The sequence below is a fragment of the Pseudomonas sp. NPDC087342 genome, assembly GCF_044744265.1.
Classification (GTDB): domain Bacteria; phylum Pseudomonadota; class Gammaproteobacteria; order Pseudomonadales; family Pseudomonadaceae; genus Aquipseudomonas; species Aquipseudomonas nunensis.
Map to the genome: position 1 here is coordinate 506,378 of NZ_JBIUXZ010000002.1, position 16,751 is coordinate 523,128.

Annotated in this window: 16 protein-coding genes; 3 read left to right on the forward strand and 13 right to left on the reverse strand. The window is 58.9% G+C overall.

The features are described 5' to 3' along the window. Nucleotides 1-129: 129 nt before the first annotated feature. Entirely contained in the window at nucleotides 130-2,697 is a 2,568-nt protein-coding gene (mutS, locus tag ACIOYV_RS10295; protein WP_204280812.1) for a DNA mismatch repair protein MutS, read from the forward strand. Between the two features lie 142 nt (nucleotides 2,698-2,839). Further along, on the forward strand, nucleotides 2,840-3,163 hold the full coding sequence (gene fdxA / locus ACIOYV_RS10300; RefSeq protein ID WP_054047139.1) for a ferredoxin FdxA: 324 nt from the start codon (nucleotides 2,840-2,842) through the stop codon (nucleotides 3,161-3,163). Nucleotides 3,164-3,623: 460 nt separating this feature from the next. Here the strand turns inward: fdxA and rpoS are convergent, their stop codons facing one another. From rpoS to ACIOYV_RS10340, 8 genes are all read right to left on the reverse strand, one after another. Next, nucleotides 3,624-4,631, reverse strand: coding sequence for an RNA polymerase sigma factor RpoS (rpoS, locus tag ACIOYV_RS10305; RefSeq protein WP_054047143.1), 1,008 nt, complete (start codon nucleotides 4,629-4,631; stop codon nucleotides 3,624-3,626). Nucleotides 4,632-4,736: 105 nt separating this feature from the next. Next, nucleotides 4,737-5,594, reverse strand: coding sequence for a peptidoglycan DD-metalloendopeptidase family protein (locus ACIOYV_RS10310; protein WP_401323429.1), 858 nt, complete (start codon nucleotides 5,592-5,594; stop codon nucleotides 4,737-4,739). Nucleotides 5,595-5,805: 211 nt separating this feature from the next. Further along, nucleotides 5,806-6,441: a protein-L-isoaspartate(D-aspartate) O-methyltransferase gene (locus ACIOYV_RS10315; protein ID WP_173860469.1), complete on the reverse strand. Its 636-nt coding sequence runs from the start codon at nucleotides 6,439-6,441 to the stop codon at nucleotides 5,806-5,808. Nucleotides 6,442-6,482: 41 nt separating this feature from the next. Next, a complete protein-coding gene (surE, locus tag ACIOYV_RS10320; protein ID WP_054047146.1) occupies nucleotides 6,483-7,232 on the reverse strand; it encodes a 5'/3'-nucleotidase SurE in 750 nt (249 codons plus the stop codon). Next, complete coding sequence (truD, locus tag ACIOYV_RS10325) at nucleotides 7,220-8,278, reverse strand: tRNA pseudouridine(13) synthase TruD (protein WP_401323431.1); 1,059 nt, start codon at nucleotides 8,276-8,278, stop codon at nucleotides 7,220-7,222. Before truD ends, surE begins: the two co-directional genes overlap by 13 nt. Beyond that, nucleotides 8,275-8,748 (reverse strand): 2-C-methyl-D-erythritol 2,4-cyclodiphosphate synthase, encoded by a 474-nt coding sequence (gene ispF, locus ACIOYV_RS10330; RefSeq protein ID WP_054047151.1) that lies wholly within the window; start codon nucleotides 8,746-8,748, stop codon nucleotides 8,275-8,277. Before ispF ends, truD begins: the two co-directional genes overlap by 4 nt. Nucleotides 8,749-8,791: 43 nt before the next feature. Then, nucleotides 8,792-9,637, reverse strand: coding sequence for an S-formylglutathione hydrolase (gene fghA, locus ACIOYV_RS10335; RefSeq protein WP_401323433.1), 846 nt, complete (start codon nucleotides 9,635-9,637; stop codon nucleotides 8,792-8,794). Nucleotides 9,638-9,645: 8 nt separating this feature from the next. Continuing rightward, entirely contained in the window at nucleotides 9,646-10,758 is a 1,113-nt protein-coding gene (locus tag ACIOYV_RS10340; protein WP_054616002.1) for an S-(hydroxymethyl)glutathione dehydrogenase/class III alcohol dehydrogenase, read from the reverse strand. 107 nt (nucleotides 10,759-10,865) lie between these two features. On the opposite strand from ACIOYV_RS10340, the gene ACIOYV_RS10345 reads away from it, so the two are divergent. Beyond that, entirely contained in the window at nucleotides 10,866-11,762 is an 897-nt protein-coding gene (locus ACIOYV_RS10345) for a LysR substrate-binding domain-containing protein (RefSeq protein ID WP_401323434.1), read from the forward strand. Nucleotides 11,763-11,906: 144 nt separating this feature from the next. Here the strand turns inward: ACIOYV_RS10345 and ispD are convergent, their stop codons facing one another. The 5 genes from ispD to ACIOYV_RS10370 all read right to left on the reverse strand — a co-directional run. After that, a complete protein-coding gene (gene ispD, locus ACIOYV_RS10350) occupies nucleotides 11,907-12,614 on the reverse strand; it encodes a 2-C-methyl-D-erythritol 4-phosphate cytidylyltransferase (RefSeq protein WP_054047159.1) in 708 nt (235 codons plus the stop codon). Beyond that, on the reverse strand, nucleotides 12,611-12,889 hold the full coding sequence (gene ftsB / locus ACIOYV_RS10355) for a cell division protein FtsB (protein WP_008028992.1): 279 nt from the start codon (nucleotides 12,887-12,889) through the stop codon (nucleotides 12,611-12,613). The genes ispD and ftsB overlap by 4 nt, the downstream gene beginning before the upstream one ends. Before the next feature lie 172 nt (nucleotides 12,890-13,061). After that, nucleotides 13,062-14,351 (reverse strand): phosphopyruvate hydratase, encoded by a 1,290-nt coding sequence (gene eno / locus ACIOYV_RS10360; RefSeq protein WP_054047161.1) that lies wholly within the window; start codon nucleotides 14,349-14,351, stop codon nucleotides 13,062-13,064. A 156-nt stretch (nucleotides 14,352-14,507) separates the two neighbouring features. Continuing rightward, nucleotides 14,508-15,353, reverse strand: a complete 846-nt coding sequence (gene kdsA / locus ACIOYV_RS10365; protein WP_054047163.1) for a 3-deoxy-8-phosphooctulonate synthase — start codon at nucleotides 15,351-15,353, stop codon at nucleotides 14,508-14,510. A gap of 5 nt (nucleotides 15,354-15,358) precedes the next feature. Then, on the reverse strand, nucleotides 15,359-16,751 hold a 1,393-nt coding region (locus tag ACIOYV_RS10370), incomplete at its 5' end, for a CTP synthase (protein WP_401323438.1).

Here is a 16,751-nt window from a genome sequence, read left to right on the forward strand (position 1 = left end):
CAAGGCTTGGACCTGCGTCCCGCAGACCGCTCATGTTAACCTTGCGCCCATCGCGGAAAAGCCGGGCCGATGCCCCTCCTTTGCCCTACACCTTTCAACGAGTTTTCCTGATTTCCGATGAATAAAGCTATCTCCGATCTGTCCTCGCACACGCCGATGATGCAGCAATACTGGCGCCTGAAGAATCAGCACCCTGACCAGCTGATGTTCTACCGCATGGGTGACTTCTACGAGATCTTCTATGAAGACGCGAAGAAGGCCGCCAAGTTGCTGGACATCACTCTGACCGCCCGTGGGCAGTCGGCGGGTCAGGCGATTCCGATGTGTGGGATTCCTTACCACGCCGCGGAAGGTTACCTGGCGAAACTGGTCAAGCTCGGCGAGTCGGTGGTGATCTGTGAGCAGGTCGGCGACCCGGCCACCAGCAAAGGGCCAGTGGATCGGCAGGTGGTGCGGATCATCACGCCGGGTACGGTCAGTGATGAAGCGCTGCTGGATGAGCGTCGGGACAACCTGATCGCGGCGGTACTGGGTGACGAGCGACTGTTCGGTCTGGCGGTGCTGGACATCACCAGCGGCAACTTCAGCGTGCTGGAAATCAAAGGCTGGGAAAACCTGCTGGCGGAACTGGAGCGGGTCAATCCGGTGGAGCTGATGATTCCGGACGATTGGCCAAAAGACCTGCCGGCGGAGAAACGTCGTGGGGTTCGTCGTCGTGCGCCGTGGGATTTTGAACGCGATACGGCGTTGAAAAGTCTCTGCCAACAATTCTCGACCCAAGACCTGAAAGGCTTCGGTTGCGAGAATCTGACCCTGGCCATCGGCGCCGCCGGTTGCTTGCTCAGTTACGCCAAGGAAACCCAGCGCACCGCCCTGCCGCACTTGCGCAGCCTGCGCCATGAACGCTTGGACGACACCGTTGTGCTGGATGGCGCGAGCCGCCGCAATCTGGAACTCGATACCAACCTGGCGGGCGGCCGCGAGAACACCCTGCAATCGGTGGTCGATCGCTGCCAGACCGCGATGGGCAGCCGCTTGCTGACCCGTTGGTTGAACCGTCCGCTGCGGGATTTGACCGTGTTGCTGGCGCGTCAGTCCTCGATCACTTGCCTGCTCGACGCCTACCGTTTCGAAAAGCTGCAACCGCAGCTCAAGGAAATCGGCGACATCGAGCGGATTCTGGCGCGGATCGGCTTGCGTAACGCTCGTCCTCGCGACTTGGCCCGCCTGCGCGACGCCCTCGGCGCACTGCCCGAGCTGCAAGTGGCGATGACCGAGCTGGAGGCCCCGCACATCATTCAACTGGCCGCGACCACCAGTACCTACCCGGAACTGGCGGCGCTGCTGGAAAAAGCCATTATCGACAACCCTCCGGCGGTCATCCGTGACGGCGGCGTGTTGAAAACCGGTTACGACGCCGAGCTCGACGACCTGCAATCGCTCAGCGAAAACGCCGGGCAGTTTCTGATCGACCTCGAAGCCCGTGAAAAGGCCCGCACCGGTCTGTCGCACCTGAAGGTCGGCTACAACCGCATTCACGGCTACTTCATTGAGCTGCCGAGCAAGCAGGCCGAGTCGGCACCGGCAGATTACATCCGCCGCCAGACACTCAAAGGCGCCGAGCGCTTTATCACACCGGAGCTGAAGGCGTTCGAAGACAAGGCGTTGTCGGCCAAAAGCCGTGCCCTGGCCCGCGAGAAGATGCTCTACGAAGCGCTGCTCGAAGACCTGATTTCGCAACTGCCGCCGCTGCAAGACACCGCAGCGGCACTGGCCGAACTGGACGTATTGAGCAACCTCGCAGAACGCGCGCTGAACCTCGACCTGAACTGCCCACGTTTTGTCAGTGAGCCGTGCATGCGCATCAGCCAGGGTCGTCACCCGGTGGTCGAGCAAGTGTTGAGCACGCCGTTCGTGGCCAACGACCTGAGCCTCGACGACAACACGCGCATGCTGGTAATCACCGGTCCGAACATGGGCGGTAAATCCACCTACATGCGTCAGACCGCGTTGATTGTGTTGCTGGCGCATATCGGCAGTTTCGTGCCGGCGGCCAGTTGCGAATTGTCCCTGGTGGATCGCATCTTCACCCGGATCGGTTCCAGCGATGACTTGGCGGGCGGTCGTTCGACCTTCATGGTCGAGATGAGCGAAACCGCAAACATTCTGCACAACGCTACCGAACGCAGCCTGGTACTGATGGACGAAGTCGGACGCGGTACCAGCACCTTCGACGGTCTGTCCCTGGCCTGGGCGGCGGCCGAGCGTCTGGCGCATCTGCGCGCCTACACGCTGTTCGCCACCCACTACTTCGAACTGACCGTGTTGCCGGAAGCCCAACCGCTGGTGGCCAACGTGCACCTCAATGCGACCGAGCACAACGAACGCATCGTGTTCCTGCACCACGTGCTGCCCGGGCCTGCCAGCCAGAGCTATGGCCTGGCGGTTGCGCAGTTGGCCGGTGTGCCGAGCGAAGTGATCGTGCGTGCCCGTGAGCACCTGGGTCGACTGGAAGCCACCGCCCTGCCGCATGAAGTGCCCAAGCCCGTCAAAGGCAAACCGGCCGCGCCGCAGCAGAGCGACATGTTCGCCAGCCTGCCGCATCCGGTGCTGGATGAGCTGGCCAAACTTGATCTGGACGATATGAGTCCGCGTCGTGCGCTGGAAATGCTCTATACACTAAAGACACGGATCTAACGCCTTTGCCTGCAAGCTGTTAGAATCTCGCGCGGTTTGGGATGCTGCTGGCTCATAGCCTGGCCAGCAGACTATCGCTCCCGAACCTGGCGACCCCAACGTGAAGGGGCTCCGCTGCCGCCGCCTGAGGAGAAAATTAGAAATGACCTTCGTCGTCACCGACAACTGCATCAAGTGCAAGTACACCGACTGCGTAGAAGTCTGTCCGGTGGACTGCTTTTACGAAGGCCCGAACTTCCTGGTGATTCACCCGGATGAGTGCATCGACTGCGCACTGTGCGAACCAGAATGCCCGGCCGTGGCCATCTTCTCCGAAGATGAAGTCCCGGAAGAGATGCAGGAATTCATTCAGCTGAACGTTGAGCTGGCAGAAATCTGGCCAAACATCACCGAGAAGAAAGAATCGATGCCCGATGCCGAAGAGTGGGATGGCGTCAAAGGCAAGATCAAAGACCTCGAACGCTGATTTACCGCGCGTTCTCGAAAGGCCCCTTGCGGGCCTTTTTGCTTTTCTGCAGGCAAAAAAAAGGGGCGGTTTGACCCGCCCACATTTTTTCCCTATTCCCTGTATTCCTTTTCATCGTCCTGATGAACCGCGTCCTGCGATGTCCTTTCCCCTCTTCCTTGAAGGGCGTGTCTATCCGTCGACACAACTCAGATACTAGAGAATTCCTCGGCATGAGCAACCGCACTTGCCTGGCGAAACGCTCTGTCATATGCACTTCATAAAACAAAATATCCATGTAAGTCAGCCAGTTAACATGACGACTTTGTGAGAATGGCCAACTGCCAACCTGTAAAGATAACGAACACTTACGAAAGAGTAAGCGAAGTCTTACAACGCGAGACTACGAACCCGAGATTTCTCCCAGGCAACAAAAAGCCCCGAACCAGTCGGGGCTTTTCGGTGCCATTGCGTGAACGCCTTATTGGAACAGCGACTCACTCGACAGGCCATTCTTCTCGAGAATTTCTCGAAGGCGTTTGAGCCCTTCCACCTGGATTTGCCTGACCCGCTCCCGGGTAAGACCGATTTCCAAGCCTACATCTTCAAGCGTGCTGCTCTCGTGACCGCGCAGGCCGAAGCGGCGTATGACCACCTCGCGTTGCTTGTCGGTCAGCTCCGAGAGCCACTGATCGATGCTCTGGGACAGGTCATCGTCCTGCAGCAGTTCGCATGGATCGGTTGGACGATCGTCGGTAAGGGTGTCCAGCAGGGTTTTATCCGAATCCGGACCCAGCGAGACGTCGACCGAAGAAACCCGTTCATTCAGGCCCAGCATGCGCTTGACCTCACCTACCGGTTTTTCCAGCAGGTTGGCGATTTCTTCGGGTGAAGGTTCGTGATCGAGCTTTTGCGTCAGCTCCCGTGCAGCCCGCAGGTACACGTTAAGCTCTTTGACCACATGGATCGGCAACCGGATAGTCCGGGTCTGATTCATGATCGCGCGCTCGATGGTCTGACGAATCCACCAGGTTGCGTAGGTCGAAAAGCGGAAGCCGCGCTCGGGGTCGAACTTTTCCACTGCCCGGATCAGCCCGAGGTTGCCCTCTTCGATCAGGTCCAGCAGCGACAAGCCACGATTGACGTAACGCCGGGCGATTTTCACCACCAGCCGCAGGTTACTTTCGATCATGCGCTTGCGCCCGGCAGGATCGCCACTTTGCGACAAGCGCGCAAAATGAACTTCTTCTTCCGGGGAGAGCAGCGGGGAAAAGCCGATTTCATTGAGATACAACTGCGTGGCATCGAGTGCCCGCGTGTAGTCGATGTACTTGTGTTGCTTTAACGAAGCGGAGTGTTTGGATTTTGCGCGAACGGAAGGCGGTGCAGCCCCTTCATCATTCGACATCGAATCCGTAGCGATGCCGGTCTCCATAAGGAGAACCTCATCGTCGATGTCAAACTCCGGCACTTCTTTACTGAGAGCCATTGTTATAGTCCTTTGGTGAGTTCGACCTCAAGCTCAAGCGGCGCCTTTATCCTTGGCAACGCTGGAGCCTGTTCCCTCTACGCGACGGAACAGGCTGACAACAAATCAACGACGTGGCAGGAATTGCAGCGGATCTACAGGCTTACCTTGTCGGCGAATCTCAAAATGCAGTTTCACCCGGTCTGTACCCGTTGACCCCATTTCGGCAATTGTCTGTCCGACTTTGACCTGCTGCCCCTCCCGAACCAAAAGCCTGCGGTTATGTCCGTAGGCACTGACGTAGGTATCGCTGTGTTTGATGATGACTAATTCGCCGTAGCCCCTTAAGCCACTCCCGGCGTATACCACCGTCCCATCAGACGCAGCTAAAACAGGCTGTCCCAAATCCCCGGCGATATCAATTCCTTTATTCAAACTACCGTTTGAAGAGAATTTTCCAATTAATATGCCATTAGAAGGCCATCCCCAGCCGGTCGGGGCCGGGCCTGCTGGAGGCAGTGGAGCGAGTGCTGGCTTGTTGGCGACGGACGGTGCAACCACCGCTGTGGTCGTGGTTGCGCCATTCGGCTGGCGTCGAATTACCGTTGTTTTCAGCGACGATGAAGGCGTTGAATCCGATGCGCTGGCGGCCGTTGTAGACGTTGAACCGGTTCGACCATCGAAGCGAATTGTCTGACCCGGATGGATCGTATACGGCGTAGGAATATTGTTCCGTGCCGCGAGGGCTTTGTAGTCCCAACCGTAGCGAAAAGCGATCGAGAACAGGGTGTCTTTAGGTCGAACGACGTATTGACCCGTCGTCACTGCCGGACGCTGGGCGACCGACTTGTTGCGATCCACCACACCTACGGTGCTCGACTTGGTGCTGGAGCAACCGACCAGCAACGTGCTCAAGACAAGGCCAGTCACCAGGCGCTGAAAGCTTGTTGTAACCATACGCTGCGCAATGACTGTGAGACTCACCCGCCGCTCCCTTTGTGGTGGCTGAAAATGTGGATTGCCGTGTTTCGGCACGAGATGTCGCAAGTATAACGGGCCGTGCAGGCTTTACCTTTAATGAAGCGAAATCGCTTCGCGCACACGTTTGCTGCCTGCCGATGAATCCCGTTTAACTGATCGACGCCGCTGTAAGACATGGGCAATCGAAGAGAATTCAGCGCGGAAAAACAAATGCTCAGGCGAGCGGCCCGTTGAGCAATGGCACGAAGCGCACCGCCCCCAGAACGCGTCGGGAAAAGCCCTGTTCTTCACGGATGATCAGCATCAATTGCTGGACCTCTCCGGAGCCGACCGGAATCACCAGACGCCCGCCCGGTGCCAACTGATCGAGCAGCGCCTGGGGCACGTCGGTGGCGACGGCGGTAACGATAATGCCGTTGTACGGCGCCAATGCAGGCCAGCCTTCCCAGCCATCGCCCCAACGGAAGACCACGTTACGCAGGTTCAGCTCGACCAGGCGTTCCTTGGCCCGGTCCTGCAACACCTTGATGCGCTCCACGGAGAACACCCGCTCCACCAGTTGCGACAGCACGGCGGTCTGATAGCCCGAGCCAGTACCGATCTCCATCACTTTGTCCAGCGGACCCGCCTCCAGCAGCAGCTCGCTCATGCGAGCCACCATATAAGGCTGGGAGATGGTCTGGTTGTTGCCGATCGGCAGCGCGGTGTCTTCATAGGCGCGATGCGCCAGCGCCTCGTCGACAAACAGGTGACGAGGTGTGCGGCGGATCACTTCCAACACCTTGGCGTTGGAAATCCCCTCTTCATATAGCCGCTGAATGAGCCGCTCACGGGTTCGTTGAGAGGTCATCCCGATGCCGCGACGCAGCATATCGTCTTGTTCACGAGACATTAACGCAGCCCCTCCAGCCAGCCATCGAGACTTCTGAAGGCATCATTGAACGTGCGATCCAGTTGTAGTGGCGTGATTGAAACAAAGCCCTGCATCACCGCATGGAAATCGGTGCCTGGGCCGCCGTCCTCGGCGTCCCCGGCGGCGGCAATCCAATAACCGGATTTGCCGCGCGGATCGACGACTTTCATCGGTGCCGCGGCGCGGGCCCGATGCCCGAGGCGGGTCAACTGAATACCGCGGATGTGGTCCAGCGGCAGGTTGGGAATATTCACGTTCAGCACCGTGCGCGGTGGCAGCTGGAGGTCAGCATGGGCTTCGACCAGTTTGCGCGCAAAGTAGGCAGCTGTGGGAAGGTTCTCTACTTGCCGTGAGACCAACGAAAAGGCAAACGAAGGACGCTCCAGGAAGCGACCTTCAAGGGCCGCCGCCACGGTGCCGGAATACAGCACGTCGTCCCCCAGGTTCGCACCCAGGTTGATACCGGAAACCACCATGTCCGGCTGGCGCTCCAGCAAGCCGTTAAGGCCCAGGTGCACGCAATCGGTAGGTGTGCCATTGAGGCTGATAAAGCCGTTGGCCAAGGTTTGCGGGTGCAACGGACGGTCGAGCGTCAGCGAACTGCTGGCGCCGCTTTTGTCCTGGTCCGGGGCGATAACCACGCACTCGGTGTAATCCGCCAGCGCAGCATAAAGCGCGGCGAGACCGGGTGCGGTTACCCCATCGTCGTTAGAAATCAGAATACGCATGGGCTGTCCGTCTGCCCCACCGGCACCAGATCGACGAGTTCGCGCACCAATACAGTGGCGAAGCATCCGGCCGGGAGGACGAATTCCAGTTGCAGAATGTCAGGCTCGGGATAATGCCACGTCAACCCACCAATGGGCAGCCGCAGGATGCGACGTTCGTGGCTCATACCGGCGTTAATCAACCAATCGCGCAAGTCTGCTTCGCGGCTGGCGATTTCCTGCTCCAGTTCATGGACAGCGCCCGTGGCCGGCGAGTCACCTTCGCCCCACTGCGGGCCGGTCGGATGCAGGTCGAGAATCGCCAGGCGCGGATCGCTGCACTCTGCTTCACCGGCCGGAAAAAAGCTGCGGCTGTCAGTGAAAGCCAGCAGATCGCCGACCTGAGCTTTCTGCCAGGTGCCATCGGCAACGCGTGCCGCCAGCACCTGATTGAACAGGAAACTGCGCGCAGTAGAGAGCAGGCGCGAACGCACATTGCGCTGTTCCGGCAGCGCTTTACGAGCTGCCCAGCCGCGGGCATCGACCACGTTGCCGCCGTCAAAGCCGAAACGCTGGGCGCCGAAATAATTCGGAATACCTCTTTGGGCGATCAGTTGCAGGCGTTCTTCGATTGCCGCTTTATCACCCGCGAACTGGGTCAGGCGCAACGTGAAGCCATTCGCCGAGTGGGCACCGCGCTGCAACTTGCGCTTGTGCCGACCGGTCTTGAGGATTTTCAACGTGTCGTTTTCGGCCGCCGACAGATCGGGATCGGCCTTGCCCGGCAGTTGCACGCTGAACCACTGGCGGGTCAGCGCCTGACGATCCTTGAGGCCCGCATAGCTGACGGTGCGCAACGGCACGCCTGCCGCCTTGGCGATCCGGCGTGCAGCTTCTTCGGTGTTCAAACCGCGCTTTTCGACCCAGATCCACAGGTGTTCACCATCACCGCTGAGGGGGATATTGAGCACTTCATCGACCTGGAAATCTTCTGCCGTGGCTTTCAGTACCGCCGTGCCGAGGGCTTCACCATAGGCTCGCGGGCCAAGCAATTGCAGCTCGTTCATGCGCGCAGCAACAAGGCAACGGAATGCACGGCGATGCCTTCTTCGCGACCGACAAAGCCAAGCTTTTCAGTGGTGGTAGCTTTCACGTTCACTTGATCCAACTCAACTTGAAGATCCGCGGCAATCAGCGCGCGCATCGATTCGATATGCGGGGCCATTTTCGGCGCCTGGGCGACGATGGTGTTATCGACGTTGCCGATTTTCCAGCCTTTGGCGTGGATCAGTGCGACGACGTGACGCAACAGCACACGGCTGTCGGCGCCCTTGAACGTTGGGTCGGTGTCCGGGAAGTGCTTGCCGATATCACCCAGCGCAGCAGCGCCGAGCAAGGCATCGCTCAAGGCGTGCAGCAGGACGTCACCGTCGGAGTGAGCGAGCAGCCCGAAGCCGTGTGCAATGCGCACGCCGCCCAGAGTAATGAAATCGCCTTCAGCGAAACGGTGCACATCATAGCCGTGGCCAATACGCATAAAAAAACGCCCCGATTTTTGTCAGGGCGTGATTCTACCTGCATTAGGCGCCTAGAGCGCGCGCGTGATGCTGTAAGTGATCGCCTATAAAGCTGGCGATGAAGAAATAGCTGTGGTCGTAGCCCGGTTGCAGACGCAACGTCAGAGGATGACCGGCCAGTTTGGAGGCCTGTTGCAGGGCTTCAGGCTTGAGCTGGGTGGCGAGGAAATCGTCGCGATCACCTTGGTCGACCAGCAACGGCAATTGCTCATCGGCTTCAGCGATCAGTGCGCAAGCATCCCACTCGCGCCACTTCGAACGGTCTTCGCCCAGGTAGCGGGAGAAAGCCTTTTGACCCCACGGGCAATCCATCGGGTTGTTGATCGGCGAAAACGCCGACACCGACTGATAGCGCCCCGGATTGCGCAACGCACAGACCAGCGCCCCATGGCCACCCATGGAATGACCACTGATACCGCGCTTGTCCGACGCCGGGAAATGCGCTTCGACCAATGCCGGCAATTCCTGCACGACATAGTCATGCATCCGGTAGTGCCGGGACCACGGTTCCTGCGTGGCATTCAGATAGAAGCCGGCGCCAAGGCCAAAATCCCAGGCGCCATCCGGATCGGCCGGTACATCAGCGCCGCGCGGACTGGTGTCCGGCGCAACGATGATCAGCCCCAACTCGGCGGCCATGCGCATGGCGCCGGCCTTTTGCATGAAATTCTCGTCGGTGCAGGTCAGGCCGGACAGCCAATACAGCACTGGCAACTTGCCGCCCTGCTCCGCTTGCGGCGGCAAGTACACGGCGAACACCATGTCGCAGCCGAGCACATCGGAGCGATGCCGGTAGCGTTTGTGCCAGCCGCCGAAGCTTTTCTGACAGGAGATATTTTCCAGGCTCATGACCGACCTCAGAAATGGATGACGGAACGGATGCTCTTGCCTTCATGCATCAGGTCAAACGCCTTGTTGATATCTTCCAGGCCCATCGTATGGGTGATGAAGGTATCCAGCGGGATCTCGCCGGTTTCGGCCATTTCAACGTAGCTTGGCAATTCGGTACGACCGCGCACGCCACCAAACGCCGAACCGCGCCAGACGCGACCGGTCACCAGTTGGAACGGACGAGTCGAGATTTCCTGGCCAGCACCTGCCACACCGATGATTACCGACTCGCCCCAACCCTTGTGGCAGCACTCGAGGGCCGCGCGCATCAATTGCACGTTGCCGATGCACTCGAAGGAAAAGTCGACGCCGCCATCGGTCATATCAACGATGACTTCCTGAATCGGACGATCAAAATCTTTCGGGTTCACGCACTCGGTTGCACCCAGTTGTTTGGCGATCTCGAACTTGGCCGGGTTGATGTCGATAGCAATGATGCGCGCAGCCTTGGCTTTAGCTGCACCGATTACCGCAGACAAACCGATGCCGCCGAGGCCGAAGATCGCGACGGTGTCACCCGGTTTTACCTTGGCGGTATTCAGCACCGCGCCGATGCCGGTGGTGACACCACAGCCCAGCAGGCAGACTTTTTCCAGTGGCGCTTCTTTTGGAATCTTGGCGACGGAGATTTCCGGCAACACGGTGTACTCGGAGAACGTCGAGGTGCCCATGTAGTGGAAAATCGGCTGGCCCTTGTAGGAAAAACGCGAAGTGCCATCCGGCATCAGGCCTTTGCCTTGGGTGGCACGAATGGCCTGGCAAAGGTTGGTTTTGCCCGAGAGGCAGAATTTGCACTGGCGGCATTCCGGGGTGTACAGCGGGATTACGTGATCGCCGACGGCCACCGACGTCACGCCCTCGCCGATGGCTTCGACCACGGCGCCACCTTCGTGACCGAGGATCGACGGGAAGATGCCTTCCGGGTCGGCGCCGGACAAGGTGTAAGCGTCGGTGTGGCAAACCCCGGAAGCCACCACGCGCAGCAGAACTTCACCGGCCTTCGGCATGGCGACATCGACTTCAACGATTTCGAGGGGTTTCTTGGCCTCGAAGGCAACGGCGGCGCGCGACTTGATCATGCTGACTCTCCAGTGAATAAAAACGAGACAGGGAGTGTAATACACTGCCGTACGATGAATAATCGGGACAAATGCAAAATATTATTGCCGTACAGGGATAATCCTACATGTCGGAAAATCGTTGGGAAGGGATCGACGAGTTTGTCGCCGTCGCCGAATGCAGCCAATTTACCGCCGCTGCTGAACGCCTTGGGGTTTCGTCCTCGCATGTCAGCCGACAAATCGTACGCCTGGAAGAACGACTTCAGACGCGCCTGCTGTACCGCAGCACCCGTCGGGTCACGCTGACCGAGGCCGGGCAAACATTCCTGCAACATTGCCAGCGTCTACAGGATGGTCGCGAAGAAGCATTGCGCGCAGTCGGTGACCTCACCAGCGAACCAAAAGGCATGTTGCGAATGACCTGCGCCGTGGCTTACGGCGAGCGTTTTATCGTGCCGCTGGTAACTCGTTTCATGGGGCTTTACCCGCAACTGCGAATCGACATCGAGCTGAGCAATCGCCAACTCGATCTGGTGCACGAAGGCCTGGACCTGGCGATCCGTCTCGGTCGCCTGCAAGACTCACGACTGGTGGCGACACGCCTGGCCCCGCGACGCATGTACCTGTGCGCTTCCCCGTCCTACGTGGAACGGTACGGTCGGCCACACAGCTTGTCGGAATTGAGTCGGCACAACTGCCTCATCGGCAGTTCGGACCTGTGGCAACTGGAGCAGAACGGGCGGGAATTTTCCCAGCGAGTGCAGGGAAACTGGCGGTGTAACAGTGGGCAAGCGGTATTGGACGCGGCGCTGCAAGGGGTGGGGTTGTGTCAGTTGCCGGACTATTACGTGCTGGAGCATCTGAAAAGCGGAGCATTGATTTCGCTGCTCGATGCGCATCAACCGCCGAATACGGCGGTGTGGGCGCTGTATCCACAGCAACGGCATCTGTCGCCGAAGGTGCGCAAGTTGGTGGATTTCTTGAAGGAGGGATTGGCTGAGCGGCCGGAGTATCGGAATTAACTTATTTATTGCCTGCACCGCCGCTATCGCGAGCAAGCTCGCTCCCACAATAGAACTATGGTGATCACCGAAAAGTGAGCCCTACGCAGAACAAGGGTGGGAGCGAGCTTGCTCGCGATGGCGGTCGAACAGCCAACGAGCAATTCAGCGGCGGTTAGCCCAACGCTGACGCAACCACTCCAGGTCTTCCGGGCGGGTGACCTTCAGGTTATCGGAGCGACCTTCGATCAAGCGCGGCGCCAAACCTGACCATTCCATCGCCGAGGCTTCATCAGTGATTACTGCATCGGCCACCAGACTGTCAGCCAATGCCCGATGCAACGCCCCGAGGCGAAACATCTGCGGCGTATAGGCTTGCCAGATCACGCTGCGATCCACGGTTTCAACCACACGACCGTGCTTATCAATCCGCTTCAAGGTATCGCGCGCCGGCACCGCCAACAGTCCGCCGACCGGGTCATCCGCCAGTTCACTGAGTAACTTGTCGAGATCGTCCCGGGCCAGATTCGGCCGTGCCGCATCGTGCACCAGCACCCAATCCTCATCATCAGCGCCTAACGCGTGCAAGTGCAGCAACGCATTGAGCACCGACCCGGAACGCTCGGCGCCACCCTCGACCCGCTGAATGCGAGGGTCGGAGGCACAGGCCAGGTTCGGCCAATAAGGATCATCAATCGCGAGACTGACCACCAACCCCTTCAGGGCAGGATGATCAAGGAAACAGCCGAGGCTGTGTTCGAGAATAGTGCGCCCGCCCAGCTGCAAGTATTGCTTGGGACGGTCCGCGGCCATACGGGCACCGACGCCCGCGGCAGGAATTACGGCCCAGAAGGCCGGTAACGACTGGATCATTGAGCCAACTGGTAAAGGGTTTCACCGTCCTTGACCATGCCCAACTCATGACGAGCCCGCTCTTCAACGGTCTCCATGCCTTTTTTCAACTCACTGACTTCCGCGTCCATCACCCGATTGCGCTCGAGTAAACCTTCGTTCTCGGCGTGTTGATCCGCAATCTGCTGAGTCAGCTCGGCCACTTGCGCCAGACTGCCATTTCCCACCCACAGGCGGTACTGCAGGCCAGCCAGCAGCAGGAGCAAGACGAGGAACAACCAATTGGGACTGCGCATCGAATATCAGGTATCCAGTGAAAAAAGACAGCCATGCCAAAACTATGAAGCTTCTGATAGCACGAAGCCTGGAAGACCCAGGCTTGTGCTCTTAAGGCATCAGATTAGTGGCAAAAACGTCGCTGTCGCGATTTTTTCGACACAATCCGCTGTCTTTTTTACCACGTACTACTTAACCGCGGAACTCGCTGCGACCGTTGTACTTGGCTTTGCCGTTCAACTGCTCTTCGATACGCAGCAGTTGGTTGTACTTGGAAACGCGATCGGAACGGCACAGGGAGCCGGTCTTGATCTGGCCAGCCGCGGTGCCCACAGCCAGGTCGGCAATGGTCGAATCTTCGGTTTCGCCGGAGCGGTGCGAGATAACGGCGGTGTAACCAGCAGCCTTGGCCATCTGGATGGCTTCCAGAGTTTCGGTCAGGGTGCCGATCTGGTTGAACTTGATCAGGATCGAGTTGGCGATCTTTTTATCGATGCCTTCTTTCAGGATCTTGGTGTTGGTCACGAACAGGTCGTCGCCCACCAGTTGGATTTTCTCGCCGATCTTGTCGGTGAGGACTTTCCAGCCAGCCCAGTCGGACTCGTCCAGGCCATCTTCGATGGAGATGATCGGGTAACGCTCGGTCAGGCCTTTGAGGTAGTCAGCAAAACCTTCAGAGGTGAACACATGGCCTTCACCGGACAGGTTGTATTTACCGTCTTCGTAGAATTCGCTGGCCGCGCAGTCCAGTGCCAGGGTCACGTCGGTGCCCAGCTTGTAACCGGCGTTGGCCACGGCTTCGGAGATCACTTTCAAAGCGTCTTCGTTGGAGGCCAGGTTGGGTGCGAAACCACCTTCGTCACCGACCGCAGTGCTCAGGCCACGGGCCTTCAGCACAGCTTTGAGGTGATGGAAAATCTCGGTGCCCATGCGCAGACCTTCCGAGAAAGACTTGGCGCCAACCGGCTGAACCATGAATTCCTGGATGTCGACGTTGTTATCGGCGTGCTCGCCACCGTTGATGATGTTCATCATCGGAACCGGCATCGAGTACACACCCGGAGTGCCGTTCAGGTTGGCGATGTGAGCGTACAGCGGCAGGTCCTGGTCCTGTGCTGCTGCCTTGGCCGCGGCCAGGGAAACGGCGAGGATCGCGTTGGCGCCCAGGGAACCTTTGTTTTCAGTGCCGTCGAGCTTGATCATCGCGTGATCGAGGGCTTTCTGGTCGCTTGGGTCTTTACCCAACAGCAGGTCGCGAATCGGACCGTTGATGTTGGCTACGGCTTTGAGTACGCCCTTGCCCAGGTAACGGCTTTTGTCGCCATCACGCAGCTCGAGTGCTTCACGCGAGCCAGTGGAAGCACCGGACGGCGCGCAAGCGCTACCGATGATGCCGTTATCGAGAAGCACGTCCGCTTCGACGGTGGGATTGCCACGGGAGTCGAGAACTTCACGACCTTTGATGTCGACGATTTTTGCCATTGTTGTAAACACTCCAAAGTTGACGAAAACGACGCAGCTAGAGGAAATCTTTTACCGTCGGCAAGTGATGTGCAGCGGGCAGGCTTGCGGACGATAAGGCTCAGGCCCGAGGGCCTGAACATTAAATCGTGCGGTACTTTACCGGAGAAATGAGGTTTACGCGGTTTCTACCGTCGGAAAACTCTTAACCAGTTCGTCCAAAGCTTTGAGCTGGGCCAGGAATGGCTCCAGTTTGTCCAGGCGCAAGGCGCAAGGGCCGTCGCATTTGGCGTTGTCCGGGTCCGGGTGGGCTTCGAGGAACAGGCCCGCCAGGGACTGGCTGATGCCGGCCTTGGCCAGGTCGGTGACCTGAGCGCGACGACCGCCAGCGGAATCGGAACGACCGCCAGGCATTTGCAGCGAATGGGTCACGTCGAAGAACACCGGGTATTCGAACTGCTTCATGATGCCGAAGCCGAGCATGTCGACGACCAGGTTGTTGTAGCCGAAGCTCGAACCGCGTTCGCAGAGGATCAACTGATCGTTGCCCGCTTCCACGCACTTGCTCAGGATGTGTTTCATCTCGTGCGGTGCGAGGAACTGGGCTTTCTTGATGTTGATCACCGCGCCGGTCTTGGCCATCGCGACCACGAGGTCGGTCTGGCGCGACAGGAAGGCCGGCAACTGGATGATGTCGCAGACTTCAGCGACGACCGCGGCCTGTTCAGGCTCGTGGACGTCGGTGATGATCGGCACGCCGAAGGCTTGCTTGATGTCCTGGAAGATCCGCATGCCCTCTTCCAGGCCGGGGCCACGGTAAGAGGTCACGGAGGAACGGTTAGCCTTGTCGAAACTGGCCTTGAACACGTAAGGGATACCGAGTTTCTCGGTGACCTTGACGTACTCTTCGCAGACCTGCATCGCCATGTCACGGCTTTCCAGCACGTTCATGCCACCGAAAAGCACCATTGGCTTGTCGTTGGCAATCTCGATATCGCCTACACGGATGATCTTCTGCGCCATCGGATTTATGCCTTCTTCTGGTGTTGAGTCAACGCTGCCTTGACGAAGCCGGTGAACAACGGGTGACCGTCGCGCGGTGTCGAGGTGAACTCAGGGTGGAATTGGCAAGCGACGAACCAAGGATGATCCGGTGCTTCAACCACTTCAACCAGCGCGCCATCACCGGAACGACCGGAGATTTTCAGGCCGGCTTCCATGATTTGCGGCAGCAGGTTGTTGTTCACTTCGTAACGATGACGATGACGCTCGACGATCACGTCTTTGGCGTAGCAATCGTGAACCAGCGAACCCGGCTCCAGCAGGCATTCCTGTGCGCCAAGACGCATGGTGCCGCCCAGATCGGACGCTTCGGTACGGGTTTCGACAGCGCCGGTGGCATCTTCCCACTCGGTGATCAGGCCCACGACCGGGTGACCGCTGGTGCGATCGAACTCGGTGGAGTTGGCGTCTTTCCAGCCCAGCACGTTACGAGCGAACTCGATCACGGCCACTTGCATGCCCAGGCAGATACCCAGGTACGGAATCTTGTTTTCGCGAGCGAATTGAACGGCGGTGATCTTGCCTTCCACGCCACGCAGACCGAAGCCGCCCGGTACGAGGATCGCGTCGACGCCTTCCAGCAGCGCGGTGCCCTGGTTTTCGATGTCTTCGGAATCGATGTAGCGCAGGTTGACCTTGGTGCGGTTGCTGATGCCGGCGTGACTCATCGCTTCGATCAGCGACTTGTAGGCGTCCAGCAGTTCCATGTACTTGCCGACCATGGCGATGGTGACTTCGTGCTCAGGGTTGAGCTTGGCGTCAACCACGGCTTCCCACTCGGACAGATCGGCGCCGCCACATTGCAGGCCGAAACGCTCGACGACAAAATCATCCAGGCCTTGCGAATGCAGGATGCCCGGGATCTTGTAGATGGTGTCGGCGTCTTCCAGCGCGATCACCGCACGTTCTTCAACGTTGGTGAACTGGGCGATCTTGCGACGCGACGAGATGTCGATCGGGTGATCGGAGCGGCACACCAGCACGTCAGGCTGCAGGCCGATGGAACGCAGTTCCTTGACCGAGTGCTGGGTTGGCTTGGTTTTGGTTTCGCCGGCGGTGGCGATGTACGGCACCAGCGTCAGGTGCATCAGCATCGCGCGCTTGGCGCCGACTTCGAAACGCAATTGACGGATCGCTTCGAGGAACGGTTGCGACTCGATGTCACCCACGGTGCCACCGATCTCGACCATCGCCACGTCGGCATCGCCGGCGCCCTTGATGATCCGGCGCTTGATTTCGTCGGTGATGTGCGGGATCACCTGGATGGTGGCGCCCAGGTAATCACCACGGCGCTCTTTGCGCAGGACGTGTTCGTAGACACGGCCGGTGGTGAAGTTGTTGTTCTGGGTCATGGTCGTG